The sequence below is a fragment of the Nocardiopsis alba genome (assembly GCF_000710955.1).
GTDB lineage: Bacteria > Actinomycetota > Actinomycetes > Streptosporangiales > Streptosporangiaceae > Nocardiopsis > Nocardiopsis alba.
This window is the reverse complement of record NZ_BAZE01000004.1, coordinates 182,693-208,406: the sequence shown is the minus strand read 5'-3', so window position 1 is coordinate 208,406 and position 25,714 is coordinate 182,693. Positions and strand designations below refer to the sequence as shown.

At 69.9% G+C, this 25,714-nt stretch carries 24 protein-coding genes; 22 read left to right on the top strand and 2 right to left on the bottom strand.

Translation table 11 applies throughout. The annotated features are described in order from the left end of the window. The first annotated feature begins 62 nt into the window (after window positions 1-62). The 11 genes from coaD to TR33_RS09670 all read left to right on the top strand — a co-directional run bounded on the left by coaD (window position 63) and on the right by TR33_RS09670 (window position 10,374). The gene (coaD, locus tag TR33_RS09720; protein ID WP_014911546.1) at window positions 63-536 is read left to right on the top strand and encodes a pantetheine-phosphate adenylyltransferase; all 474 of its coding nucleotides are present in this window, start codon (window positions 63-65) and stop codon (window positions 534-536) included. 309 nt (window positions 537-845) lie between these two features. Continuing rightward, complete coding sequence (locus TR33_RS09715) at window positions 846-1,394, top strand: YceD family protein (RefSeq protein ID WP_042282783.1); 549 nt, start codon at window positions 846-848, stop codon at window positions 1,392-1,394. A gap of 130 nt (window positions 1,395-1,524) precedes the next feature. Then, window positions 1,525-1,701, top strand: coding sequence for a 50S ribosomal protein L32 (gene rpmF, locus TR33_RS09710; RefSeq protein WP_013151268.1), 177 nt, complete (start codon window positions 1,525-1,527; stop codon window positions 1,699-1,701). A 355-nt stretch (window positions 1,702-2,056) separates the two neighbouring features. After that, a complete protein-coding gene (gene rnc, locus TR33_RS09705) occupies window positions 2,057-2,860 on the top strand; it encodes a ribonuclease III (RefSeq protein WP_014913219.1) in 804 nt (267 codons plus the stop codon). 3 nt (window positions 2,861-2,863) lie between these two features. Beyond that, window positions 2,864-3,724, top strand: a complete 861-nt coding sequence (gene mutM, locus TR33_RS09700) for a bifunctional DNA-formamidopyrimidine glycosylase/DNA-(apurinic or apyrimidinic site) lyase (protein WP_042282779.1) — start codon at window positions 2,864-2,866, stop codon at window positions 3,722-3,724. Then, window positions 3,721-4,311: a DUF1349 domain-containing protein gene (locus TR33_RS09695; RefSeq protein ID WP_017535497.1), complete on the top strand. Its 591-nt coding sequence runs from the start codon at window positions 3,721-3,723 to the stop codon at window positions 4,309-4,311. Before mutM ends, TR33_RS09695 begins: the two co-directional genes overlap by 4 nt. A 212-nt stretch (window positions 4,312-4,523) precedes the next feature. Next, entirely contained in the window at window positions 4,524-4,811 is a 288-nt protein-coding gene (locus tag TR33_RS09690) for an acylphosphatase (RefSeq protein ID WP_014913201.1), read from the top strand. 402 nt (window positions 4,812-5,213) lie between these two features. Then, window positions 5,214-5,405: a hypothetical protein gene (locus tag TR33_RS09685; RefSeq protein WP_014910437.1), complete on the top strand. Its 192-nt coding sequence runs from the start codon at window positions 5,214-5,216 to the stop codon at window positions 5,403-5,405. Window positions 5,406-5,832: 427 nt separating this feature from the next. After that, window positions 5,833-9,381 carry a chromosome segregation protein SMC gene (gene smc, locus TR33_RS09680; protein WP_042282906.1) on the top strand — a complete coding sequence of 1,183 codons (3,549 nt, stop codon included), beginning with the start codon at window positions 5,833-5,835 and terminating at the stop codon, window positions 9,379-9,381. Between the two features lie 60 nt (window positions 9,382-9,441). After that, the gene (locus TR33_RS09675; RefSeq protein ID WP_042282777.1) at window positions 9,442-9,858 is read left to right on the top strand and encodes a hypothetical protein; all 417 of its coding nucleotides are present in this window, start codon (window positions 9,442-9,444) and stop codon (window positions 9,856-9,858) included. 129 nt (window positions 9,859-9,987) lie between these two features. Beyond that, on the top strand, window positions 9,988-10,374 hold the full coding sequence (locus TR33_RS09670; RefSeq protein WP_014908723.1) for a hypothetical protein: 387 nt from the start codon (window positions 9,988-9,990) through the stop codon (window positions 10,372-10,374). A gap of 7 nt (window positions 10,375-10,381) precedes the next feature. On the opposite strand, the gene TR33_RS09665 is transcribed toward TR33_RS09670, so the two are convergent. After that, window positions 10,382-10,735, bottom strand: a complete 354-nt coding sequence (locus TR33_RS09665; protein WP_042282776.1) for a ribosomal protein L7/L12 — start codon at window positions 10,733-10,735, stop codon at window positions 10,382-10,384. Between the two features lie 142 nt (window positions 10,736-10,877). Beyond that, window positions 10,878-13,538, bottom strand: a complete 2,661-nt coding sequence (locus tag TR33_RS09660; protein WP_042282774.1) for a S8 family serine peptidase — start codon at window positions 13,536-13,538, stop codon at window positions 10,878-10,880. A 672-nt stretch (window positions 13,539-14,210) separates the two neighbouring features. Between TR33_RS09660 and TR33_RS09655 the strand changes: the two genes are divergently transcribed. The 11 genes from TR33_RS09655 to rplS all read left to right on the top strand — a co-directional run bounded on the left by TR33_RS09655 (window position 14,211) and on the right by rplS (window position 25,660). After that, on the top strand, window positions 14,211-15,248 hold the full coding sequence (locus TR33_RS09655) for an ABC transporter substrate-binding protein (RefSeq protein WP_378761406.1): 1,038 nt from the start codon (window positions 14,211-14,213) through the stop codon (window positions 15,246-15,248). Window positions 15,249-15,281: 33 nt separating this feature from the next. Beyond that, window positions 15,282-16,316: a FecCD family ABC transporter permease gene (locus TR33_RS09650; protein WP_014911109.1), complete on the top strand. Its 1,035-nt coding sequence runs from the start codon at window positions 15,282-15,284 to the stop codon at window positions 16,314-16,316. An 86-nt stretch (window positions 16,317-16,402) separates the two neighbouring features. Then, a complete protein-coding gene (gene ftsY, locus TR33_RS09645) occupies window positions 16,403-17,593 on the top strand; it encodes a signal recognition particle-docking protein FtsY (RefSeq protein ID WP_014911541.1) in 1,191 nt (396 codons plus the stop codon). A gap of 244 nt (window positions 17,594-17,837) precedes the next feature. After that, entirely contained in the window at window positions 17,838-19,214 is a 1,377-nt protein-coding gene (locus TR33_RS09640; protein WP_017535503.1) for an ammonium transporter, read from the top strand. A 426-nt stretch (window positions 19,215-19,640) separates the two neighbouring features. After that, entirely contained in the window at window positions 19,641-20,888 is a 1,248-nt protein-coding gene (locus TR33_RS09635; protein WP_042282770.1) for a LolA-like protein, read from the top strand. A 156-nt stretch (window positions 20,889-21,044) separates the two neighbouring features. After that, window positions 21,045-22,634: a signal recognition particle protein gene (gene ffh / locus TR33_RS09630; protein ID WP_014908911.1), complete on the top strand. Its 1,590-nt coding sequence runs from the start codon at window positions 21,045-21,047 to the stop codon at window positions 22,632-22,634. A 277-nt stretch (window positions 22,635-22,911) separates the two neighbouring features. Next, window positions 22,912-23,367 carry a 30S ribosomal protein S16 gene (gene rpsP / locus TR33_RS09625; protein ID WP_014912015.1) on the top strand — a complete coding sequence of 152 codons (456 nt, stop codon included), beginning with the start codon at window positions 22,912-22,914 and terminating at the stop codon, window positions 23,365-23,367. Window positions 23,368-23,369: 2 nt separating this feature from the next. Next, complete coding sequence (locus tag TR33_RS09620; protein ID WP_014910206.1) at window positions 23,370-23,612, top strand: RNA-binding protein; 243 nt, start codon at window positions 23,370-23,372, stop codon at window positions 23,610-23,612. Window positions 23,613-23,737: 125 nt separating this feature from the next. Then, window positions 23,738-24,256 (top strand): ribosome maturation factor RimM, encoded by a 519-nt coding sequence (gene rimM / locus TR33_RS09615; protein ID WP_014912623.1) that lies wholly within the window; start codon window positions 23,738-23,740, stop codon window positions 24,254-24,256. A 15-nt stretch (window positions 24,257-24,271) separates the two neighbouring features. Beyond that, on the top strand, window positions 24,272-25,063 hold the full coding sequence (trmD, locus tag TR33_RS09610) for a tRNA (guanosine(37)-N1)-methyltransferase TrmD (RefSeq protein ID WP_042282767.1): 792 nt from the start codon (window positions 24,272-24,274) through the stop codon (window positions 25,061-25,063). Window positions 25,064-25,300: 237 nt separating this feature from the next. Further along, window positions 25,301-25,660 (top strand): 50S ribosomal protein L19, encoded by a 360-nt coding sequence (gene rplS / locus TR33_RS09605; RefSeq protein ID WP_014908393.1) that lies wholly within the window; start codon window positions 25,301-25,303, stop codon window positions 25,658-25,660. Window positions 25,661-25,714 lie beyond the last annotated feature (54 nt).

Below are 25,714 nucleotides of genomic sequence, written 5' to 3'. Positions count from 1 at the left end.
TCGGGTGAGGAACCCCGACGACCGTGAGAGTCGTCAGCAGTTCTGGAGAGGGGCGATCCATCGTGCGCCGAGCCGTCTGTCCGGGTTCCTTCGACCCGGTGACCTACGGTCACATCGACATCATCGGTCGAGCCGCCAAGCAGTACGACGAGGTCGTCACCGCCGTACTCAACAACGTCAACAAGCGGGGCCTGTTCACCGTCCCCGAGAAGCTCGACATGCTCCGTGAGAGCACCTCGGAGTTCGACAACGTGAGCGTCAGCGAGTTCGACGGGCTCCTCGTCGACTTCTGTCGTGAGAACGGCATCGAGACCATCGTGCGCAGCCTGCGGTCCGTGAGCGACTTCGACTACGAACTCCAGATCGCCCAGATGAACTACCGCCTGTCCGGGGTCGAGACCATGTTCATGACCGCGAACCCGCAGTACTCGTTCCTCTCCTCCAGCCTCGTCCGAGAGCTGGCCCTGCACCGGGGCGACGTCTCCAGCCTGGTCACCCCCTACGTCCAGGAGCGCCTTCGCGAGAAGTACGCCTGAACCGCCCGAGCACGGTCCGAAGCGCAGCGGAGGACCGGAACGAGCACGGTTCGGGGGCCGGGAGTGTTCTACAGAACGAGTCGAGCCGCCCGTGGACCAAGGCGAGCACAGCACGATTTGGGTGGTCGGGACATGGTAGGTAGAATCGTGGTTCGATCATGGGCGTCGCCGGTCTTCGGCGTGCGCTCAGGCCGGTCAGCACCACCGTGACCGACCGACGCCTCGGCGTCGGCGAGCTCGTGCCCGGCCCCCGGAACCTCTCCTGAAAGCGCGATCACCCTGTCTCGTCTAGATGCCCGCGACCCGTACGTGGTCGACACCCGCCAGCTGGGTCGCCAGCCGGGGTCGATGCGGACCGTCAGTCGTATCGTGACCATCCCCGAGGCGTTCACGACGGCGATGGCGAGCGTGCCCGAAGGCCAGGAGATCGAGCTCGACCTGCGACTGGAGGCCGTCATGGAGGGGGTCCTGGTCACCGGGACCGTCACCGGACGCCTCACGGCCGAGTGCTCTCGCTGTCTCGAACCCCTGTCCGAGGAGCTGGAGGCGGGCTTCCAGGAGCTGTACCGCTACGCCGACGACGAGGACGGTACCGCCTCGGCCGGTGACGAGGACGCGGACGACGAGGATGAGGACTACTATCTAGAGGGCGATCTGCTCGACCTCGAACCGGTGGTCCGAGACGCCGTCGTGCTCGCGCTCCCGCTCTCGCCCCTGTGCGAACCGGACTGTCCCGGCCTGTGTTCCGAGTGTGGTGTCAAACTCGCCGAGGCCGGCCCCGACCACGGGCACGGCGACGGCGTCGACCCGCGCTGGGAGGCGCTCCGCTCCATCGCGGACGACCCCGGCCGGAAATGAGCTCGTGAACCGGTCGCCCGCGGTGCCTCAGGGCCCGACCGACCGGAGCACACCCTCCCCGCCACAGCGCGCGGGGTGACCAGATAAGCGACCTCCCGCGACCGCGCGGGGGTGACCCAGGAGGATTGAAGTGGCCGTCCCGAAGCGGAAGATGTCGCGGAGCAACACCCGGACCCGCCGTTCCCAGTGGAAGGCGTCGCGCCCGGTGCTGGTCAACTGCCCGCGCTGCCGTGACCCGAAGCAGCCCCACATCGCGTGCCCGACCTGCGGCACCTACAACAACCGCCAGGTCACGAACCCGGCTTAAGGTCGTCGGGTTGTCCGGCTCCGGGCCCTGTCGCCCGATCCCGGTCTTCGACGAACGCACGACGGGGCGGAACCCATGAGGGTGCCGCCCCGCCGTGCTGTTCAGGGTGTGACCGCGCCGAACGTCCTTTCGTCGCCCGGGCTTTGTAGAGTGATCTGTCAGAGTCGGGGAAGACACCCTTCCGTAACACCTCGACACCGGTGATTCCGGTTCCGTCGGGACTCCCGAGTTCGTGGTGGCCGCCGGGGGAGCGCAGGCTCCCGCGACGATCACCTCGTTTTCGAGCGTCCTGTCGGTCCGGGGAAGCCGCTCCGTTCCGCGCGCGCCCGGCGCGCCCGACAGGAAGCGAACTCGCGTGGCAAGCCAACTCTCCGTCTCCGAGGCCCGGTCGTTCCACGAGGCGATCGGGGTCGAGGTGGACCCCAAGATCCTGCTCCGTGCCCTGACCCACCGCTCCTACGCCTACGAGAAGGGCGGGCTGCCGACCAACGAGCGTCTGGAGTTCCTGGGGGACTCGGTGCTCGGCCTGGTGGTCACCGACACGCTCTTCCGCAAGCACCCCGACCTGCCCGAGGGGCAGTTGGCCAAGCTGCGCGCCGCCGTGGTGAACATGCGCGCGCTCGCCGACGTCGCGCGCGGTCTGGGCATCGGCGCCTACATCCGTCTGGGGCGGGGCGAGGAGGGCACCGGGGGACGCGACAAGTCCTCGATCCTCGCCGACACCCTGGAGGCCATCATCGGCGCGGTCTACCTGGACCGCGGCCTGGACGTGGCCTCGGAGTTCGTGCACCGCCTCTTCGACCCGCTGATCGCCACCGCCTCCGGGCTGGGCGCGGGGCTGGACTGGAAGACCTCCCTCCAGGAGCTCACCGCCGCCGAGATGCTCGGTGTGCCCGAATACCACGTGGACGAGAGCGGCCCCGACCACCAGAAGACCTTCCGTGCCACCGTCCGGGTCGCGGGGGAGAGCTATGGCCTGGGGGAGGGGCGCAGTAAGAAGGAGGCCGAGCAGCAGGCCGCCGAGTCCGCATGGAAGGCCATCCGCGCCCGCTCCGAGCAGAGCGCCGCGCAGGGCGGAGACCGGCCCCAGAAGGGCCAGGGCTCCGGCAAGACGCAGAGCGGCCGTTCCAAGGGCCGCTCCGGCGGCGGGCAGGGCTGAGCGATGCCGGAACTGCCCGAGGTCGAGGTCGTACGTCGTGGTCTCGTCGACCACGCGGTGGGCCGTCGGATCGGTGACGTCGAGGTGCTGCACCCGCGTTCGATCCGCCGGCACGTGGCCGGTCCCGCGGATTTCGCCGGACGTCTGGAGGGGCGTACCCCCACGGCCGTGCGTCGCCGCGGCAAGTACATGTGGTTGGTGCTGGACAGCGGCGAGATGCTCCTGACCCATCTGGGCATGAGCGGCCAGATGCTGGTGCAGCCGCAGGGCAAACCGGACGAGAAGCACCTGCGGGTGCGGCTTCCGTTGGCCGACGGCAACGAGCTGCGCTTCGTCGACCAGCGCACCTTCGGTCACCTGTTGGTGGACGAACCGGGCGAACGGGTCGAGGTGCCCGCCTCGGTGGACCACATCGCCCTGGACCCCCTGGATCCGGAGTTCGTCCCGAAGGTGTTCGTCCGGGCCCTGCAGGCCAAGCGGACCGAGGTCAAGCGCGCCCTGTTGGACCAGTCGCTGATCAGTGGTGTGGGCAACATCTACGCGGACGAGGCGCTATGGCGTTCGCGTCTGCACTGGGCCCGGTCCACGCGGGGGCTGGACACCGCGGCGGCGTTGGAATTGCTGGGACACGTGACCGACGTGATGTCCGAGGCTCTGGAGGTGGGCGGCACCACCTTCGACGGTCTCTATGTCAACGTCAACGGGGAGAGCGGCTACTTCGAGCGCGGGCTGAACGCGTACGGGCGCCGTGACCGGCCGTGCGGCCGTTGTGGGACCCCCATCGTGCGCGAGGCGTTCATGAACCGCTCGTCGTTCAGCTGCCCGAGCTGCCAGAAGGCGCCCCGAGGGGTCCGCCCTTCATGACCGCGTCCACGAAGGTCCTGGCCTGGTCGAGTGGCCGCTGGACGCACCCGCCCGTCGCGGCCGTGGAACGCGGCTCGGAGCTGCTCGTGACGGCCGCCGAGGGCAGCGACGCCTGGCGCACCACCTCCTACGGGTTCGTCCACGCGAGTGAGCACGCACTCCTCTCTCCGTTCGCCCGGGACAGCGCCGTCGAGGTCGAGTTCACCGCCGCCTTCTCCGAGCAGTTCGATCAGGCCGGTGTGTTCATCAAGGTCGGCGAGGCCCACTGGATCAAGGCCGGGGTCGAGTTCGCGGACGGCGAGCCCCAACTCGGGGCGGTCGTCACCGATGGCATGTCGGACTGGTCGGTCGCCCCGGTCCCGGACTGGCTCGACCGCCGGGTCCTGATCCGGGTCAGCCGATCCGGGGACGCGCTCACCGTCCGCGCCTCCGTCGACGGAGGCGCGCCGCGGCTCGTCCGGCTCATCCCCTTCGCGCCCGACCTGGTCGCGTACGCCGGTCCGCTGATCTGCGCTCCGACCCGTGCGGGGCTCACCGTCCCCTTCCATGCCTGGCGGACCACCCCGGCGGACGCGGCTCTGCACTGAGACGGCGCGAAGAACGCCGGCGGCGTATGACCGTCCGGCCTTCGATGCGGAGCCCGCCACGACCCGTCACGGCCGGGAGGCGTGGGAGACTCGGTCATCCGATCTGTCGGAAGGCGCTCGGGCCATGTCCATGAGGTCCGTGGGAGCGTGCCGAGAGAATCGGGCGTGTCAGTGAGGAAAGTGTCCCCACGAAGTAAGGGAGTGCCCGGGTCATGGGGGAAGAGGACCGTCCGGTCCGCATGAACGCGTGGGTGCGCGGACGCGTTCAGGGAGTGGGTTTTCGCTGGTGGACGCGGTCTCGCGCGCTCGAACTGGGTCTGACGGGGGCCGCCACGAACCTGGACGACGGTCGGGTCGAGGTCGTCGCGGAGGGGCCGAAGAGCGCCTGCGAACGGCTTCTGGACCGGCTCAAGGGCGACGGAACACCCGGTCGTGTGGATTCCGTGGTCGAACGTTGGGGTGAGGCGGGGGGTTCCTTCGACGGTTTCGTCGAACGGTGAGTATGCTGGAAGGGTAACGCGGTTCGAGTAAGCGCCGTGGAGCGGCGCGACCGGGAGGTCGCGATGGCCCACGGACCACCCGAGGGCCGACCACCCGACCCCGTTCTCCGATCGGCACGCGAGTACGCGGCCGGCGAGGGGGAGCGGTTCCGTCGGAGGGGCCCGTAGAACCGGGGTGGATCACATTCGGACCGTGCCCGGCCACATGCCCTGATCATCTCTGTGCGGGGTGTGGAAGTTACGGACCGTTGTAATCCAATCTTGACCAGCGGCGCGCAGGGTGAGACTCTGGAAGGCATACCGCGCACCTTCCACCCGTGAGATCGGCGATCGACCGAGTAGGCCACGGGAACGTCCTACGTGCGCATCACCACTGGTCACTCAGTGTGGAGGACCCACATCATGGCGAAGGCTCTGTTCGGCCACGTCGGCGGCTCCGACCCTCGAATGGTCTCGGAGATGCGACGGCTTCAGAAGCGGGTACGCGACCTCGAGGACGAGATCAGCCGTCTTCAGGCACAGAACGACCAGCTCAGCATGGCCGTCACCGACGTCGCCACCAGTGCGACCGACCGCGAGCCCGCGCTCGCCTGACCCGCGTCGCTCCGTTCACCGTCCACGAGATCGACGGTCCGAACGAGACGCACCGATCCACTGACGGGGACGCCTACCGCAGCACAGGCGTCCCTGGCCGGATCGTCGACCGGCATCGGTCGGTCTTATAACGGCCTCCACCCGCGGTGGTGCCGTCGATCATCCGTTCATTCGCCGCCCTTTCCCTTTCTTTGCGGCTTCTTTTACCGTTGTACCCGGCGGACTTGAGGACAACCCTCCGTGTCCGCCGGATCCTCTCCCTGTCATCGGTCCCCCGTTCACCCGCCCTTCGCGCGACGACGGTGGCGCAGTTCATCCAGGGTGAAGTGCCCAACCTCCCTCTTCGGGCCCCGCTTCGTGGCACCCTTGTTGTCGGCCTCGTGGTGACCACCCGTGGCGACAACGGTGACCGTCGTGGGAGGTGCTGGTGTACCTGAAGAATCTGACGTTGCGCGGCTTCAAGTCGTTCGCGTCGGCCACCACCCTTCGTTTCGAGCCCGGCATCACCTGTGTGGTGGGGCCCAACGGCTCGGGCAAGTCCAACGTCGTCGACGCCCTGTCCTGGGTGATGGGCGAACAGGGCGCCAAGTCCCTGCGCGGCGGCAAGATGGAGGACGTGATCTTCGCGGGCACCTCCACCCGCCAGGCGTTGGGCCGCGCCGAGGTCAGTCTCACCATCGACAACACCGATGGCGCCCTGCCGATCGACTACACCGAGGTCACCATCAAGCGGACGATGTTCCGCAACGGCGGCTCCGAGTACGCGATCAACGGCGATACCTGCCGTCTGTTGGACATCCAGGACCTGCTCAGCGACTCCGGCATCGGCCGGGAGATGCACGTCATCGTCGGTCAGGGCCAGTTGGACACCGTCCTGCACGCGGGTCCCGAAGAGCGTCGCGCCCTCATCGAGGAGGCCGCGGGCATCCTCAAGCACCGCAAGCGCAAAGAGCGGGCGATCCGCAAGCTCAACGCTATGCAGGGCAACCTCGACCGGGTCACCGACCTGACCGCCGAGCTGCGTCGTCAGCTCAAACCCCTGGGCCGCCAGGCCGAACTGGCCCGTAAGGCCGCCGTCATCCAGGCCGACCTGCGCGACGCCCGCCTGCGGCTGCTCGCCGACGACATCGTCACCCTCACCGAACAGCTCGCCAAGGAGGAGGCCGACGAGAAGGAGGTCCTCCAGCGGCGCGGGGCCGCCGAGGCCGCCCTCGAGCAGGCCCAAGGGCGCGAGGCCGAGCTGGAGGCGCAGGCCACCGCGGCCGCGCCCGCGCTGGCCAGGGCCGGCGACACCTACCACGCGCTCTCCCGCCTCACCGAACGCCTGGACGCCGTACGCGGCCTGGCCACCGAACGGCACCAGAACCTCGTCGCCGTGCAGGGCGAGATCATCCGCCGCCGGGATCCCGAGGAACTGGAGATGGAGGCCGAGGAGGTCGCCGCCCAGGAGGAGGAGCTCCAGGCGGGGCTGGAGGAGGCCCGCGAGATCCTGGAGACCGGTGTCACCGAGCGTGCCGCCGCCGAGGACGCCCTGCGCCGTGAGGAGCGGCGCCTGGAGGCGGCCTCGAGGGCCGCCGCCGAACGCCGAGAGGGCATCGTCCGGCTCGCCGCGAGGGTGGAGAGTCTGCGCGGACGCGTGGCCTCCCACGAGACCGAGATCACCCGGCTGGAGGAGTCGGCCCGCCAGGCCGCCGAACGCGCGACCACCGCCCAGACCGAGTACGAGATGGCCGCCGAGGAGGCCGCCGGTCTCGATGAGGGCGACGCCGAACTCGACCAGACCCAGGAGCTGTACGCACGACGTCTGTCCGCCGCCGACGTCGAACTCGACCGTCTCCGCGGAGAGGAACGCGCCGCCGAGGGCGAGCGCGCCGCCCTGGCGGCCCGTAAGGAGGCCCTGGAACTGGGGCTGGCGCACAAGGACGGTGCCGGCACGCTCCTGGAAGCGGGGCTGCCCGGCATGCTCGGCGGTCTGGCCGCCCTCGTCCAGGTCGACTCCGGACACGAGACCGCCGTCGCGGCCGCCTTCGGGGTGGCCGCCGGAGCCGTGGCCGTCCGAGACCACGACAGCGCCATGGCCGCCCTGGAACTCCTCAAGTCCGAGGACGCGGGCCGGGCCGGCATCGTGGTGGCCCGGGCGGTCCCCTCGCTCGACCGTGCCTCCTGGCCTGAGGTGCCCTCGGGAGTGCGCTACGCCGCCGACGCGGTCCAGGCCCCCGAGCACCTGGCCGACGCCGTCGCCGCCCTGTTGGACCGGGTGGCCCTGGTCCCGGACACCCGGAGCGCGCTCGAACTGGTCGAGGCCCTGCCGGGCGTACGAGCCGTCACCCCCGAGGGCGACGTGTTCGCCACCGAGATGGTCCACGGCGGAACCGCCGCCGCGCCCAGCCTCCTGGAGGTCCAGGCCGCGGTGGACGAGGCCGCCGAACGGCTGGAGGCCGCCACCGAGAACGCCAAGCGGGTGGCGGCCGAGCTGGAGACCGCCCGCCGGGAACGGGCCGAGGTCGCCACCGCCGCCGAGGAGCTCACCGCCCGACGCCGTCAGAGCGACCGCGCGCGCAATCAGGCGGCCCAGCGCCTGGGCAAGCTCGCCGGTCAGGCCCGCTCGGCGGAGGCCGAGTCCGAGCGCTACGCGGCCGCCGCCGTCAAGGCCGCCGCCGCGCGCGGCGAGGATGGCGAGCGGCTGGGGCGGTTGGAGGAGGAGCTGGCCGAGGCGGAGGAGATCGCCGCGGCCGTCGAGGAGGAGGCTCCCGACGCCGACCACCGTGAGGAACTGTCGGCTCTGGCGGAACAGGCCCGCGCCACCGAGATGGAACGTCGGCTGGCGGTGCGCACCGCCGAGGAGCGCACGCGTTCGATGGCGGGCCGGGCCGAGGCGCTGCGGGCCCAGGCTGCCGAGGAACGTCGGGCCGTGGAGCGTGAGGCCGAACGTCGTCGTCGGCGCGCGGCCCAGGCCACCGTCGCCCGGGCCGTCGCGGAGAGCGCCGGTCTCGCCTTGGAGCGGATCGCGCTCTCCCTGGCCGCCGCCGAGACCGAGCGCTCCGCCGCCGAGGCCGAACGCGAGGCCCGGGACGGCGAGCTGAAGACCGTGCGCGCCCGAGTACGCGAACTCTCCGTCGAACTGGAGAAGCTCACCAGTTCCGCGCACAGTGGCGAGATGGCCCGGGCGGAGCGCAGGCTGCGCCTGGAACAACTGGAGACCAAGGCCTTGGAGGAGCTGGGCGTGGACGTGCCCACCCTCATCGCCGAGTACGGCCCCCGCGTCCCGGTGCCGCCGCCGGTGGACGCGGGCGAGGACGCGGTCCCGCTACCGTACGTGCGCGAGGTGCAGGCCAAGCGGCTCAAGACCGCTGAACGTCAGCTCAACCAGTTGGGCAAGATCAACCCCCTGGCGTTGGAGGAGTTCGCCGCTCTGGAGGAACGGCACGCCTTCCTCAACGCCCAGTTGGAGGACCTGAAGAAGACCCGACGCGACCTGATGGACATCGTCGCCGAGGTCGACGCCCGGGTGCAGGAGGTCTTCTCCTCCGCCTACCTGGACGTGGAACGCGAGTTCGCGGCGATCTTCGGCCGTCTGTTCCCCGGTGGCGAGGGGAAGCTGGTGCTGACCACCCCCGAGGACATGCTGACCACCGGTATCGAGGTCGAGGCCCGGCCCCCGGGCAAGAAGGTCAAGCGGCTGTCACTGCTGTCCGGTGGCGAGCGCTCGTTGACGGCGGTGGCCTTCCTCGCGGCGATCTTCAAGGCGCGGCCCTCGCCGTTCTACGTCATGGACGAGGTCGAGGCGGCCCTGGACGACACCAACCTCCAGCGCCTGCTGGTGATCTTCGAGGAGTTGCGGGCTTCGTCCCAGCTCATCGTGATCACCCACCAGAAGCGCACGATGGAGGCGGCGGACGCCCTGTACGGCGTGACGATGCAGGGTGACGGCATCTCCCAGGTGATCAGCCAGAAGCTCGAACGCCCCGCTTCGTAGACCGTCACGGCCGGGCGGTAGCCTGCCCGGGCCGTAACGGAGTATCACGAGGGGTGGACGTTGGACACCGAGGCCGTCTGGAACCTGCTCGCGCTGATCATCTTCGCGATGCTCTTCGTGGGCTTCTTCTACTGGCCCAAGTCCGGAAAGGAGCCACCGCGGTTCCTGCTCCGGATCGGGGTCTGGGGCGGGTACACGGCCGTGTTCGCGTTGTTGATGACCGACGTCGCGTGGCCGGAGGTACTGACGGGGGTCTCATCGTCATCGGAGGGGTTCGGCTGTCCGCCCGTGGTCGGTCGGAGTCTGTGGCTTCAGACCACTTACGCTCTCGATGAGTCCACCTGCGCTCCGTTGGCCGACGCCCGTCTCGGGCTGGCGCTCTTGTGCGCGATCGGTGCCACGCTCTGCCTGGTGGCCTTGACACGTCTGCGCCTGCTCGCGGCCATCACCGCGTCCACAGAACGCCCCGCTTCGTAGGTCGCCGCGGGGCGGTGGGGAAGGGCGCGTGGCCGAACTCACCGAGGGCGGGGCGCTCGGAGGCGGATCCTGACGGGCGGGGGGCTCTAGCCTTGCGGATGCCCCGATCCCCTTCATGAAACGGCAGCCGTGTTCTTCATCCCCCTGGCCCTGTGGGCCAGACGACGCATGCGCCACTATCCCGGCGCGGTGCGTGCCTGCCTGGCCACCGGTGGGTCCGGTGTGTTCACGGTGTGCGTCCTGCTCGGTACCTCGTACGGGGCCCAACCCCCGCCCGGTGAGGAGGGCAGGGTGCGTTGCACCCCGATCGTGTGGGTGGGCCCGTCCCTGTGGGACGACCACCGGGATCGGGGCGAGGATCTCGAACAGCTGCTCCGGCAGGAATGGGTGGACGCCTCCTGCGCCGAACGCAAGGTCCGTCGCGCGGGCCTGTCCATGGCGATCGCCCTGCCCTCGACCGCCCTGCTTGGGTACGGGGCGGCGCGTCTGCGCTCCACCCGGGGCGACGAGCCCTAGCCGGTCCCTAGCGGTCGAGGGAGCCGATGAAGCGGGAGGCCTCGTCCTCGGTCATCCCGGTCTCCTTCGCGACCAGCGCGACCGAGCCGGCGACACGGTCCTGGGACAGCAGTTCCCGGACCCGGTCGGCGAGGCTCCGTCCCGGCGCGGGGGCGGGCGCCCATCGTCCCGCCTCGATGGCCTCGGAGAGGTTCTTGGCCTCGGCCAGTCCCAGCCCGGTGAGCTCTCGGATCCGCTTGATGGCGTGGATCTTGTGGCCGCTCCGCAGGAGACCCAGGACCTCCTCGTACCCTGCGCGGTCGAGCTCCGCCCGGACGGGTTCGGGTTCGGGGCCGAAGAGTCGGCTGAGGAATCCGGCCATGGGTCGATGTGTCCCTTCGAGGTGGGGAGACGGTGGTCGCGTCCAGGTCTCGCAGTGTACGCCCGCCTCGTCCCACCCCCACGACGAACGAAGGGGGCCGGCCTCCGCAGAGGGGGCCGGCCCCGCGTCGTGCGTGGGTGGATCAGCCTCGGTCGATGGTGATGACCGGGGAGGTCCAGGTCTCCCAGTGGTCCGGGTTCTCCGGGTCGCCGAGCGCCTTCAGGGCCCGGGCCTCCAGCCGGTAGGAGCCGTCACGGACGTCGGTCACGCGACCATGCCGGTCCGTCACGGTGCCGTCCCAGGGGTAGGCGAAGAAGGCCGTGCCGTTCGCGCTGCGGTTGACGTAGTCGACCGACACCGCCACGTTGCGGTCCGGGTGGACCGGACGGCCGGTGCGTTCGTCGACGACGGTCATCTCCAGCTTGGTGACGTGGTGGTCGAAGTGCGCGATCACGTACGGGACGTCGGGCAGACCGTCGACCACGCCCAGGGTGTAGGTCTCGCCGTCGGCACGGTTCTCGTAGGAGCCTCCGTCACCGGAGCAGTCCAGCCCGGAGAGGACCGCGCAGTCGGTCATCCTGGTCAGCCACGGCAGGTCGTGGGTGACGCCGTCCCCGTCGGTGATCGGGGTCATCGCCTCGATCGCCTGGTAGTCGCCGTTGTAGGCGGCGTAGGGGACGCGGTAGGTCTCCTTCTCACCGTCGACCTCGGTGACCTCGACGTAGCCGCCGTAGATCATCTGGTGGAGTTCGTCGGCCGGCGGGGTGAAGGTCACCTCGACGGAGGCGGAGGCGCCGGCCGCCACGGTGACCTCGGTCGAGTCGAAGGAGGCCTCGGCGTAGGAGTCGTTGAACCGCGGCTCGAAGGTGTCGCCGTGGGTGCCCAGGGCGGGCGCGTGCGAGATCTCGTAGGTGGTCTCGGCGTCGCCGTCGTTGGTGATGGTGACGGTCTCGGTCACCGGCCCCTCGGTGGCGCCCAGGGCGAGCTTGCCGGGGGAGAGCGATGTGGTGGCCAGGACGGCCCCGGGGACGTCGAGCATGCCCGCGCCCTGACGGTGCACGTTGTCCAGGGCGTCGAGGTCGGGGTTCCCCCACCAGCGTTTCGGGTCGGCCGAGTTCTGGAGGACGTCGCGCACCTGGTGCGCCTCCAGGTCGGGGCGCGCCTCCAGGAGGAGGGCGACGCCGCCGGCGACGTGCGGAGCGGACATCGAGGTGCCGCTGACGGTGGCGTACCCGCCCCGGTTCATCGGGTAGGTGGAGTTGATCAGACCGCCCGGGGCGCCGATGTCCGGCTTCAGGTCCAGGTCGGCGGCCAGGCCGTAGGAGCTGAAGCTGCTGATGAGGCCGCCGGTCGGGTTGGGGATGGTCGCCTCTTCGCCGGTCCAGGTGAGGGTGACGGGGTCGCCGGCCTCCAGGAGTTCGAGGAGGTGCGCGCCGATCTCGTCGGTGACGCCGATGGAGAAGGCGCCCCGGTCGACGATGCCGCCGCCGGCGAACATGCCGGGCAGGTTGTTGTAGACCACGACACCGGTGGCGCCGGCGTCGACGGCGGCGTCGTACTTCTCGGTGAAGGTGCATTCGCCCCGCACCATCAGCGCGGTCTTGCCGGCGGGGTCGCCTTCGAGTTCGTCGCCCGCGGCCAGACAGCCTCGGCCGATGTGGACGAGTTCGTCGCTCTCGCCCGAGGTGGGCGGCAGGGGCGCGTCCCCCATCTCCATGTAGGCGACGGTCTCACCGCTCTGGGTGACCTCGGCGGCGGAGGCGCGGATGTGGGTGTTGTCGTATGCGGCGACCCCGATGACGTCGGCGCCCAGCCCGGGGGCTCCGGCCGAGTACAGGCCACTGGCCCCCTCGTTGCCGATGGAGGCGACCACGACCATGCCCTCGTCGACGAGGTTGTCGGAGGCGATGGCGGTCGGGTACTGCGGCCAGGAGTGCGCCGAGCCGACGCTCATGTTGAGCACGTCCATGTCGTCGGCCAGAGCCTGTTCCATGGCGGCGATCATGATGTCGGCGGAGGTGGAGCCGGTGCAGCCGAAGACCTTGTAGGCGCCGAAGACGACGTCGGGGGCCACACCGGTGACCTTCCCCTCGGCGCCGACGATGCCGGCGACGTGGGTGCCGTGGCCGTTGCAGTCCTGCGGGTCGTCGTCGGGGGCGGGGGTGTCGGCGTTCGGGTTCCCGGCGTTGTAGTCGTCGCCGACGAAGTCGTGGCCGGCCACCACGCGCTCGGTGGGGAACTCACCGGGGCCGCCGAGGTCCGGGTGAGTGTAGTCGACCCCGGTGTCCATGATGGCCACGCGCAGGCCTTCGCCGGTGATGCCGAGTTCGCTCTGGACGATGTCGGCGCCGGTCATGCCCAGCGCGGTGTCCATCTCGGGAGCGCTGTCGTCCAGGTCGGGGATCTCGTAGCGCACCACGGGGTGGATGGCGGCCACACCGGAGATCTCCCGGGCGGCGCTCACCTGGGTGTCGTCCATTTCGACGGAGAGACCGTTCCACAGTTCGTCGAAGGAGAGGCGCTCGGTGTATTCGAGTCCTTGTTCCTCCGCCTCGGCGCGGAATTCGGTGTGCTCGTTCTCGACGCGGGCCGCAGAGGTGCCCTCGGAGGTGGGCGGGCTCTCCAGTTCGATGAACCACAGGTCCTGGACCTGGTGGGCGAGTTCGCCGTTCTCCGCGGTGGGGGCCGGGTACAGGGGGGCGAGCCCGGCCTCCTCGTCGGCGCTCGCGGGCGTGGCCACGACCAGTCCGGCCATGAGTGTCAACCCGGCGAGGGAGGCCAGGCGTGAGCGGTGGGGTACCACCTTGTCAACACATCCCTTCTCGTGCGCGCCTCAGGACAGTGGGGGAACGGCGGCCCGCCGGGCATGGAGACGCACACACGGGGGGATACGCCGAGGGGTGTCCGGGGAATCGGATGGTCGGCGCGCATGGCAACGTGATCATTGCCGTGTGCGATGTGGGGTGTCAATGTTCATTAAGACTCAATATGGCTACATGGCGGGTCGAAGTGGACTATGTTTCCCCTGCTGCAACAACTATTAATAAAACGGACTGATCGCTCTTTCTTGGACAAGTAATAAGAACGTGCTCGACCGAAAAGTAGGCCGGAAGGACGACCGTTTCATTGGAAACCCCGGCCGAGGTCGAAGGACACGCAGGTCAAAGCGGGTGTGATCGCCATGTTCGCCGCGAACGACCGCCGAGTACAGTAGAGGGGTTGTGCCGCTCCGAACGGCACGACCGGTGTCGAACGAGCGAAGTCCGGTACACGGCCGCATCCGGCCGCCAACCCGGCGCTGTCCCGCAACTGTGAAGCCCCGCCCAGGCGGGGACGAGCCAGGTCGCCTCTTCGACGCCGACGTTCCAGTCCTCGTGGGAAGGACCGGCCGTCCCCGCCTGGGCCGTGCTCCTCCCCGGTCCATCGAAGGAGCACCGTGCGGATCTCCCGCCCGTCCCATCCCGCCCTCGCCGCCGTGTGGGGTGACCGGGACCACCGTCCCCGTCACAGACACGCGTCCCGCCTCGCCCTGCCCGCCGCCTTCCTGGGCGTCACGCTCGCCCTGACCGCCTGCGGCACCGGCGACTCCGAGCCCGAGGGCGCGGAGGAGACCACGACCGACACCGCGTCCGCGGAGTGCGGCGTCCCCGAGGCCTCCGCCGACCGCGCCCCCATCGGCGACGGGACCTTCCCCGTGACCGTCACCGACGCCGTCGGCGAGGTCACCCTGGAAGAGGCCCCCGAGCGCATCGTCTCGCTCTCACCGAGCAACACCGAGACGCTCTTCGCCATCGGCGCGGGCGACCTGGTCGAGGCCGCCGACGAGTACTCCGACTTCCCGCCGGAGGCCCCCACCACCGAACTCAGCGGTTTCACCCCCAGCGTCGAGGCCATCAGCGAGTACGACCCCGACCTGGTCGTCCTCGCCGACAGCGCCGTGGACTCGGTGGACCAGCTCGACGCGGTCGGCATCCCCTCCCTCGTACTGGGCGGCGCCACCGACATGGAGGACGTCTACGCCCAGATCCGCGTACTCGGCGAGGTCACCGGTAACACCGAGGAGGCCGACGCCGAGGCCGACCGGGTCGAGAGCGAGTTCAACGGCATCGTCGAGTCCGTCTGCGCCGAGCTGGGCGACACCGAGCTCACCTTCTACCAGGAGCTCGACGACACCCTCTTCTCCGCGACCTCCGCCACCTTCGTTGGGCAGGTCTACTCCGCCTTCGGTCTGGTGAACATCGCCGATCGGGCCGCGGACGAGGAGAGCGGCGACTACCCGCAGCTCTCCGCGGAGTTCGTGGTCGAGGAGAACCCGGACCTGATCTTCCTCTCCTACGGGGACGAGGCCGCGGTGGAGGCCGTCGCCGACCGCCCGGCCTTCGACACCGTCGCCGCCGTCGAGAACGACGCCGTCCATCTGCTCGACCCCGACACCTCCTCCCGTTGGGGACCGCGCGTCGTCGACTTCGCCGACGAGGTCGGCGAGGCCGTCAAGGAGAGCGCCGGTCGGTAGGACCGAACGGAACGGCGGGCGAGAGGCGGAGGAGTGAAGGGGTTCGGAATCCCGTTCGGCTGGTTGCTGGGCGGCGCCGCGGCGCTGTTCGTGGCCGGTCTCTTCGGCATCTCCGCCGGCGCGGCGTCCATCACGGCCGCCGACGTCTTCCGTCACCTGCTCTCCCTCCTGCCGTTCGGCGGGGTGGAGACCCCCCTCACCGAACGGCAGGAGGCGCTGCTCATGGAGCTGCGTCTGCCCCGAGTGGTGGCGGGAGCGATCGTCGGTGCCCTCCTGGCCACCGCGGGAGGCGCCTACCAGGGCGTCTTCCGCAATCCCCTGGCCGATCCGTTCCTGCTCGGAGCGGCGGCCGGCGCGGGTCTCGGCGCCACCATGGTCATGGTGTTCGGTCAGGACCTCTTCGGTGACCCTCGAGCGCTCGTCCCCGTCGCGGCCTTCGTCGGCGCCCTCGCGGGCGTGGCCTCCGCCTATCTGCTCGGAGCCACGGCCGGAGGAGGGGGCACCGCCGCGTTGGTGCTCTCCGGTGTGGCGGTCTCCTCCTTCCTGTCCGCGGCGCAGACCCTCGTCCAACAGATGGGCGTGGATCAGCTTCAGCGCATCTACGCCTGGCTGTTGGGCGGTCTGGGCCGCGGCGGCTGGGACGACGTGCGCCTGATCCTCCCCTACGCGCTGGTGGGACTGGGCGTCCTCCTGCTCTCGGGCTACCTGCTCGACATGCTCGCGCTGGGGGACGACAAGGCGGTCAGCCTCGGCCTCAACCCGGCCCTCGTGCGCGGCGCGGTCATCGCGGCGGCCTCTCTGGCCACCGCGGCGGCGGTCTCGGTGAGCGGACTGATCGGGTTCGTGGGCATCGTCGTGCCGCACATCGTGCGTCGCCTGGTGGGGTCGAACTACCGGGCGATCCTTCCCGTCACCATCCTGATCGGCGCCGCCTTCATGGTCACCGTCGACATCGTCGCCCGTACCGTGGTCGCCCCCGCGGAGCTGCCGATCGGCGTGGTGACCGCCTTTCTCGGCGCGCCCTTCTTCGTGCTCATCCTGCGCACCACACGTCATAGAGGCACCTGAGCGGGCTCTGACGAGGCCGATCGCGGCCCGCGCGTCACCACCGTGTGATGCGAAGGCGTCGAACACTCTGGGAGACTGGTCCCGCTATGGACTACACCTTGCTCGTAAGCATCATCGTCGTCGTCGCCCTTCTGGTGGTCGGCGGGTTCTTCCTGGTCAAGGCCCGACGCTCGGTCACGCCGGGCAAGGAGGAGGCCAAGCCGGAGGTCGTCGAGAAGACCGGGACGGCCGCGCCGGAGGAGGACCGGGAACGGGATCCGGGGACCGTCGTCACGCCTCCGGCCCAGGCCCCTCCCGTGGAGGAGCCCCTTCCCGCGTCCCCGGTCGAACCGGCCGAACCCGAGATCGAGACCCCGCCGCCGTCCGCCGGACGCATGGTCCGCCTACGGGCGCGTCTGGCCCGTTCCCAGAGCTCCCTCGGTCAGGGGCTGCTCAACCTGCTCTCCGCCAAGAACCTCGACGAGGACGCCTGGGAGGAGATCGAGGACACGCTGATCACCGCGGACATCGGTGTCACCTCGGCCACCCAGATCGTCGAGAACCTGCGCACCAGGGTCAAGGTGCTCGGCACCCGGGACACCGACGACGTGCGCGCCCTGCTGCGCGAGGAGCTCCTCGCGCAGATCGGATCCGACACCGACCGCGCCGTGCGCACCGGACCGCTCGGCGACCGTCCCGCCGTGATCATGGTCGTCGGCGTCAACGGCACCGGCAAGACCACGACCTCCGGCAAGCTCGCCCGCGTCCTGGTCGGCGACGGCCACAGCGTGGTCCTCGGCGCGGCCGACACCTTCCGTGCCGCCGCGAGCGAACAGCTCCAGACCTGGGGCTCCCGGGTGGGCGCTCCGGTCGTGCGCAAGGAGGAGGGGGCCGACCCCGCCAGCGTGGCCTTCGACGCCGTGGCGCGCGGTGTGGAGGACGGTGCCGACACCGTCATCATCGACACGGCGGGCCGTCTGCACACCAAGACCGGGCTCATGGACGAGCTCGGCAAGGTCAAGCGTGTGGTGGAGAAGAAGTCCCAGGTCGACGAGGTCCTCCTCGTCCTTGACGCCACCACCGGCCAGAACGGCCTGCGCCAGGCGAGGGTCTTCGCCGAGGTCGTCAACGTCACCGGCATCGCGTTGACCAAGCTCGACGGCACCGCCAAGGGCGGCATCATCGTCCAGGTCCAGCGGGAGCTGGGCGTCCCGGTCAAGCTCGTCGGTCTCGGCGAGGGCCCGGACGACCTGGCGCCCTTCGACCCGGAGGTCTTCGTGGACGCCATCCTCGGCTGAGCCGAGGCCGCCACCGGGCACGACGGCCGGGCACCCCGAACGGGGCGCCCGGCCGTCTTCGCGTGTGCGGTCCGGGCGTTCACGTCTTCGTAACACCACGCCCGGCTCTTTCACGTTCGCGCAACACGGCCGGCTCGGTCGGGAAACACCGGGGTCGGACAGTGGTCGCCGTGGTGGACACGACCGGGCTCGACGGTGCGCTCGTCGAACACCGCCTTCGCGAGACGTCCTTTGGAGGCGACAGATGATCGACACGGGAAACACCGCGTGGCTGTTGATGAGCGCCGCGCTGGTGATGCTCATGACCCCGGGGCTGGCCTTCTTCTACGGAGGCATGGCGCGGGCCAAGAGCGTCCTCAACATGATGCTCATGAGCTTCAGCAGCATCGCCCTCGTCAGCGTCCTGTGGGTGCTGGTCGGTCACTCCCTGACCTACGCCCCCGGCAGGGGAGCCCTCGACCTGTTCATCGGCGGACTCGACCACGTCGGCCTCGCCGACCTCGTCACCGGCGTCGACCCGGAGGGCGGATACCCCCTCCTGGTGGACGCCGGCTTCCAGCTGATGTTCGCGGTCATCACCGTGGCCCTGATCAGTGGGGCCATCGCCGACCGCGCCAAGTTCGGGGCCTGGCTCCTCTTCGTTCCGGTCTGGGCCCTGGCGGTCTACTTCCCCGTCGCCCACTGGGTCTGGGGCGGCGGCTGGATCTCCTCGCTGCACGAGTACACGGGGCTGCCCGAGGTCATCGACTTCGCAGGCGGCACCGCCGTCCACATCAACGCCGGGGCGGCCGCGCTGGCCCTGGTCATCGTCCTCGGCCGGCGCAAGGGCTTCGGCTCCGAGGGGACCCGACCCCACAACATGCCCTTCGTCCTGCTGGGCGTCGCCCTCCTGTGGTTCGGCTGGTTCGGGTTCAACGGCGGTTCCGCCTACGCGGCCGACGAGCAGGCCGCACTGGCCCTGGTCAACACCCAGGTCGCCACGGCCGCGGCCATGGTCGCCTGGATGTTGGTCGAACGCCTCCGCTCGGGGAGGATCAGCGCCCTGGGTCTGGCCTCCGGCGCGATCTCCGGCCTGGTCGCCATCACCCCGGCCGCGGCCGACGTCACCCCGGTCGGCGCGATCGTCGTCGGAGCCCTGGCCGGCTCCCTGTGCGCCTACGCGATCGGCTGGAAGTTCAGGTTCGGATACGACGACGCCCTCGACGTGGTCGGTATCCACCTGGTGGGCGGCATCGTCGGTTGCCTCGCCCTGGGGCTGGTCGCCTCCTCCGCGGTGCCCGGCGGCGAGGGCGGCGGGATCCTCGACGGCGGGGGTCCCGGCCTTCTGGCCGCGCAGGCCGTCTCCATCGTCGGTGTCCTCCTCTACTCCTTCGCCGTCACCTGGCTGATCGCGAAGGTGATCGACCTCATCATCGGGTTCCGTCTCCCCGAGGAGATCGAGACCAACGGCCTCGACCACGAGCTGCACTCCGAGTCGGCCTACTCCTTCGACGAGTTCGAGGCGACGAAGGACCGGACCCTCTCCCCGTCGATGCCTCCGGGCGGGGAGAAGGCCTCATCGCGGGGCGGAGGGAGCGATCTCAACGTCGAGGTCGACGCCTCCGGACCATCGACGCGCTGAGGTGAGAAGGGGCCGGCGGGGGACACCCGTCGGCCCCTTCCGCTTTCACCGGGGTGTGGAATCGGGCGTCCGCGGGAGCGCGGGCGTCCTCGGGCGTGATGGACAGGTCACTCTTCCGCTGGAAGTACAGTTCTCATCCTGGGCGTCGGATATGCGCACATGATCGCCGAGCGTTCTCGGCGGTGGCCCATGTCGCGGTTCGGTACCCTTTCGGAGCGGTGCGGCGGTCCGACCCCGTGAGGGCGGCGGACCATCGACGGGTGACCTCGAGTCCACCCTCCCCGTCCGGTGCGAACCGGAGGGGACACGCACCCGCACCCCGTACCGGAGAGCGGAGGGCGGCCGTCAGGAGCCGATCCCTCTCCGACGACCCACTTCACGCCGATTCGTATCAGCACCCCGCGTTCGTAGGGGGCAGGAGGCAAGATGGCGCCGGTTACTCACACCAGGGGGCGAAGAGGCGGACGGTTCGCCTTCGCCGCGATGGGCACGATCGCCGTGCTGGGCCTGGCCGGATGCTCCCTCGGGGACGGCGAGGAGACGGAGGAGCCCGCCTCCGAGACCGCCGCTCCGGTCGACGCGGCCCCCTTGCTGGAGGAGGCCCTGGCGGACCTCGCCGGCTACCCGGCCCTGGTCGCCACCGGGCAGATCGCCGGCAGTGTCGGCGCCGACGTCCAGGAGACCACCCTCACCGTCGCCGACGGCGGCGCGGCACAGGGGACCTTCCAGGTCAACGGCGCGAACGCCGAGGTGGCGGTCGCCGACGGCAAGCTGTTCCTGCGCGCCGACGAGGAGTTCTGGCTCGACCGGAACGTCTTCGGCCCCGACAGCGACGACTTCGAGGGCAACTGGGTCCGGGCCACCACCGGGCAGGCGGGCATCAACCCCTCCAGCACCCTCGCGCCGCCGGCGCTCGCCGAGATCCTCGGCGGTATGGAGCTGGACGACGACAACGCGGTGGAGGAGGACCTCGACGGCACCCGCGTCTACCGGATCGATCTGGCGGGCGAGCGCAACCAGGTCTGGGTCGACGCCGAGACCAACCGGCTCGTGCGCATCGCCATCGAGGAACTGGTCCCCGAGGGCGCCGAGAACGGTCCCCAGGTCCGGCTGGACCTCGCCGAGGCCGACGAGGCCGCCGTCGAGGAGCTCTACTCCGGTCTGACCACCGCGGCCGAGGAGGAGCTGACGAACTCCCGGGACGCGCGCGTGGAGGCCGCCTGGCAGGCGGACACGGGCAGCCTGAACTGTGACGAGGGTCCGAGCTGCACCTGGTCCGGCACCGTCTACGACGCCGGGTCCAACAGCAGCGGCACCGTCCTGATCCGGATGGACGTGACCTTCAGCAACGACGAGCTCGGTACCCAGGAGTGCTCCGAGTCCGGTTCCCTGGAGGCCGGTGGCACCCTCGACCTGTCGTGCGGCATCGACTACAACGTCACCAGCTCCGACCCCGAGGACTACAACATCGACGCCGACGCGGTCCTGTCCACCCGCGGCCTGACCTCCTCCCAGCAGGAGGAGATGCTCGCCGCCCTGGTGGAGCAGAAGGAGGCCACGCTGTCCGGTGACGCGGAGGCCACCGAGGACGGTGAGGGCGCCGAGGACGGCGCGACCACCGAGCAGACCGAGGGCACCGAGGACGGTGCCGAGGGGGCCGACGGGGGAGAGTGATCCCAGGGTGTCCCGGAACGCGGGGCGTGCGGAGCCGAGGGCCTCGCGCGCCCCGCGTCGTCGTTCGAGGACGCGGACGACGACGGAGGTGACGCCGGGGAGGAGCGGGCGGGTAGTCTAGATGAGCAATCCCGAGACGAAGGACTGGCCTGACTCGTGTTCGAGACGCTTTCCGACCGGCTGACATCGGTCTTCTCCTCGCTGCGCGGCAAGGGTCGCCTGTCCGAGGAGGACATCAACGCGACCGCGCGCGAGATCCGTCTCGCGCTGCTGGAGGCGGACGTCGCGCTGCCGGTGGTCCGCGACTTCATCGCGCGGATCAAGGAGCGCGCCCGCGGTGAGGAGGTCTCCAAGGCCCTCAACCCCGCCCAGCAGGTCATCAAGATCGTCAACGAGGAACTCGTCGAGGTCCTCGGTGGCGAGACCCGCCAGATCCGGTTCGCGAAGAACCCGCCCACCGTGATCATGCTCGCGGGTCTCCAGGGCGCGGGTAAGACGACCCTGGCCGGCAAGCTGGCCAAGTGGCTCTCGGCGGACCGCAACACACCGTTGCTGGTCGCCGCCGACCTCCAGCGGCCCAACGCGGTCACCCAGCTCCAGGTGGTCGGTGAGCGCGCGGGCACCCCGGTGTTCGCCCCCGAGCCGGGCAACGGTGTCGGCGACCCGGTCGAGGTGGCCCGCGAGTCGATCGAGCACGCCCGTCGCAACAACCACAACGTCGTCATCATCGACACCGCCGGTCGTCTCGGTGTGGACACCGAGATGATGCGACAGGCCGCGGACATCCGTGACGCGGTGCGGCCGGACGAGATCGTCTTCGTCGTCGACGCGATGATCGGTCAGGACGCGGTCAACACCGCCCAGGCCTTCCTCGACGGCGTCGGCTACGACGCGGTGGCGCTCACCAAGCTCGACGGCGACGCCCGAGGCGGCGCGGCCCTGTCGATCAGGCACCTCACCGGTCGCCCGATCATGTTCGCCTCCACCGGCGAGAAGCTCGAGGACTTCGACCTCTTCCACCCGGACCGGATGGCCTCGCGCATCCTGGACATGGGCGACGTCCTCACCCTCATCGAACAGGCGCAGCGCACGTTCGACGAGGCCGAGGTCGAGAAGATGGCCTCGACCATGGCCTCGGACGAGGACTTCACGCTGGACGACTTCCTCCAGCAGATGATGATGGTCCGCAAGCTCGGGCCCATCGGCAACCTGCTCGGCATGATGCCGGGCATGGGCCAGATGCGCGACCAGATCGACAACATCGACGACAAGTCCCTGGACCGCATCCAGGCGATCATCCAGTCGATGACCCCGGCCGAACGCGCCAACCCCAAGATGATCAACGGTTCGCGTCGACTGCGTATCGCGAACGGTTCCGGTACCCAGGTCGGCGACGTCAACGGTCTGGTCACCCGTTTCTTCGAGGCGCAGAAGATGATGCGCAAGATGAAGAACGGCGGCGGCATGCCGGGGATGCCCGGGATGCCGGGCATGGGCGGCGGTAAGAAGGCCAAGAAGGCGAAGAAGGTCAAGAAGGGCAAGCAGCGCAGCGGCAACCCGATGAAGGCCCGTCAGCAGGAGGCCGAACGCGAGGCCGAGCGCCGGCGGCGTCAGGAGGAGGGGCCCCAGGAGACCCCGCAGCTCCCTCCGGGCCTGGGCGGCGGTCAGCAGCCCACCCTTCCGCCCGGTTTCGGCGGCCCCAACATGCCGGACCTGTCGAACTTCAAGTTCGGCAAGGACAAGTAGGACGAACGCGACCGAACGGTCGGTGACGAGTGTCATGGCCCGCCCCGGATCCCGGGGCGGGCCGTGTTCGTGAGGACGACCGGTGGACGCGGCGGGACTCGTGCCGGTGTCCTGTCCAAGTAACACGTCGGCGTCTGGCACAATGAGAAGTCGACTAACGGTGGCGGTCCAGCCCTCTAACTAGCCCGTCGCCCACGTCATGCCTCGACGGGTTCCACAACCCCACGTGGTCCGCCGTCAGGCGCCTAACACCGTTAATCGGGAGAAGACCACTCCAGTGGCTGTCAAACTGAAGCTCAAGCGTATGGGCAAGATCCGTACGCCCCAGTACCGTGTCATCGTCGCCGACGCCCGCAACAAGCGTGACGGCAAGGCGATCGAGGAGATCGGCAAGTACCACCCCAAGGAGCACCCGAGCCTCATCGAGGTCGACTCCGAGCGGGTCCAGTACTGGCTGTCCGTGGGCGCCCAGCCCTCCGACGCGGTGAAGGTCCTCCTGCGCAAGACCGGTGACTGGCAGAAGTTCAAGGGTCTGGCCGCGCCGGCCCCGCTTCAGGTCGCCGAGGCGAAGGACCCCGAGGCCGCCGACGCCGCCTTCCAGGCCGCGCTGAAGGAGCTCGTGCTCCCCGGCCAGGAGAAGAAGACCAAGAAGGCCGAGAAGAAGGCGGAGAAGGCGGACGACAAGCCCGCTGAGAACGCCGAGGCCGAGAAGAAGTCCGAGGGCGAGGCCTGATCGTGCTGGAAGAGGCGCTTGAGCACCTCGTGAAGGGGATCGTCGCGAACTCCGAGGACGTCCAGGTGAGAGCCAAGCGGCTCCGCAAGGGCAAGGTCCTCGAGGTCCGGGTCCACCCGGACGATCTCGGCAAGGTGATCGGCCGTAACGGCCGCACCGCCAAGGCGCTGCGGACCGTCGTCGGTTCGCTCGCAGGTGGTCGCTACGTTCGCGTGGACCTGCTGGACCTGCACGAAGTGCGCTGACCCGCCTCTAGGGGCGCCGACCGGGATGGTCGGCGCCCCGCAGTCGTGCCCGGGCACCCGTCGGTGCCCGGGCACGACGTTCCCCGGGACCGGCCCGGGGCCGGAACGATCTAAGGAAGACATTCATGCGACTCGTGGTGGGCCGGATCGGCCGAGCGCACGGTATCCGCGGCGACGTCGCCGTCGACGTGCGCACCGACGACCCCGACGCCCGGTTCTCCGAGGGCGCCGTCCTCCACACCGACCCGGCCTCCGTCGGACCGCTGACCATCGCCTCGATCCGGCGGCACAGCGGCAGGCTGCTCGTCCGCTTCAAGGGCATGGCCGACCGCGACGCCGCGGAGGCGCTGCGCGGCACCACGCTCCTGGTGGACTCCGAGGACATCGCCCCCCTGGACGATCCGGACGAGTTCCACGACCACGAGCTCATCGGCCTGACCGCGGTCACCACCGACGGAGAGACGGTGGGTCGGATCGACGACGTCCTCCACCACGCCCAGGACGTGCTGGTGATCACCGCCGAGGCCGGACACGAGGTCCTGGTGCCCTTCGTCGCCGCGCTGGTCCCCGAGGTGGACGTCGCCGCGGGACGCCTCACCCTGGACCCGCCGCCCGGACTGCTCGACCTCCAGAGCACCGACTGACCGAACGAGTACGCCGTGCGCATCGACATCATCAGCATCTTCCCCGACTACTTCGCCCCCTTGGACCTGTCCCTGATCGGCAAGGCCTGTACGGCGGGCCTGCTCGACGTGCGCGTCCACGACCTGCGCTCCTGGACCCACGACCGGCACAACACCGTCGACGACACCCCGTACGGCGGCGGTCCCGGCATGGTGATGAAGCCCGAGCCGTGGGGCGAGGCGCTCGACGAGGTCGTCGCGGACCGGCCCGCGCGGCTGATCCTCCCCACCCCCAGCGGCCGTCCCTTCACCCAGGCCGACGCCGAACGTCTGGCCGGTGAGGAACACCTGGTCTTCGGATGCGGTCGCTACGAGGGGATCGACTCCCGGGTCGCGGCGGACGCGGCCGAGCGCATGCCGGTCGAGGAGATCAGCATCGGCGACTACGTCCTCAACGGGGGAGAGTCCGCCACGCTGGTCATGGTGGAGGCGATCACCCGGCTGCTGCCCGGGGTGCTCGGCAACCGCGAGTCCCACGTGCAGGACTCCTTCGCCTCCGGGGGCATGGAGCACCTGGTGGAGGGGCCGGTCTACACCAAGCCCGTGGCCTGGCGCGGACTGGAGGTCCCGCCGGTGCTGCTGTCCGGCAACCACGGCGCCGTGGATCGCTGGCGTCGGGACCAGGCATTGCGCAAGACCGCGCGCAACCGTCCCGACCTGATCGCGGCGACCCCGGACGAAGGGCTGGACCGTCGTGACCGCGAGGTGCTCGCGGAGGAGGCCGAGCGGCCCTCCTCCGAGCCGAACGAAGGCGCCCGTCAGGGCTGAGCGGTGTTCGCAAGAGCACGTGGCGGGCCGTTCGAGCGGTCCCGCCGGATGTGGCAGACTGGGTGGGTTCCCCCTCGGTGACCCTGAGGCATCCGCATGCCGGCGGTACGACGTCGGCCTCTGTGTCGGTCACCGGGTGGTTCCACTGTTCGGACCCGAAGGGGTCCCGCCCGTGAAACCCCTCCCCGGAGCGGCCGGGGGGCAGGACGCGGCGCGCTACCGATGAGGATTCGCGAGATGCACACCGCCATTCAGGAGCTTGAGAAGGCTCAGCTTCGCACCGACGTCCCCGAGTTCCGCCCGGGTGACACCCTCAACGTTCACGTCCGCGTGACCGAGGGCAGCCGTACCCGTGTCCAGGTCTTCAAGGGTGTTGTCATCCGCCGTCAGGGCGCCGGCAACCGTGAGACCTTCACCATCCGCAAGGTCAGCTACGGCGTGGGCGTGGAGCGTACCTTCCCGATCCACACCCCCGCCATCGAGAAGTACGAGGTCGCCGCCCGCGGTCGCGTGCGTCGCGCCAAGCTGTACTACCTGCGTGACCTGCGCGGCAAGGCCGCCCGCATCCGCGAGCGTCGCGAGCCCGCCGCCAAGTAGTCTTCGCTCCCGTAGCCGTATCCGGCCGGAACCACGCCGTTCGGCGAGGAGGCA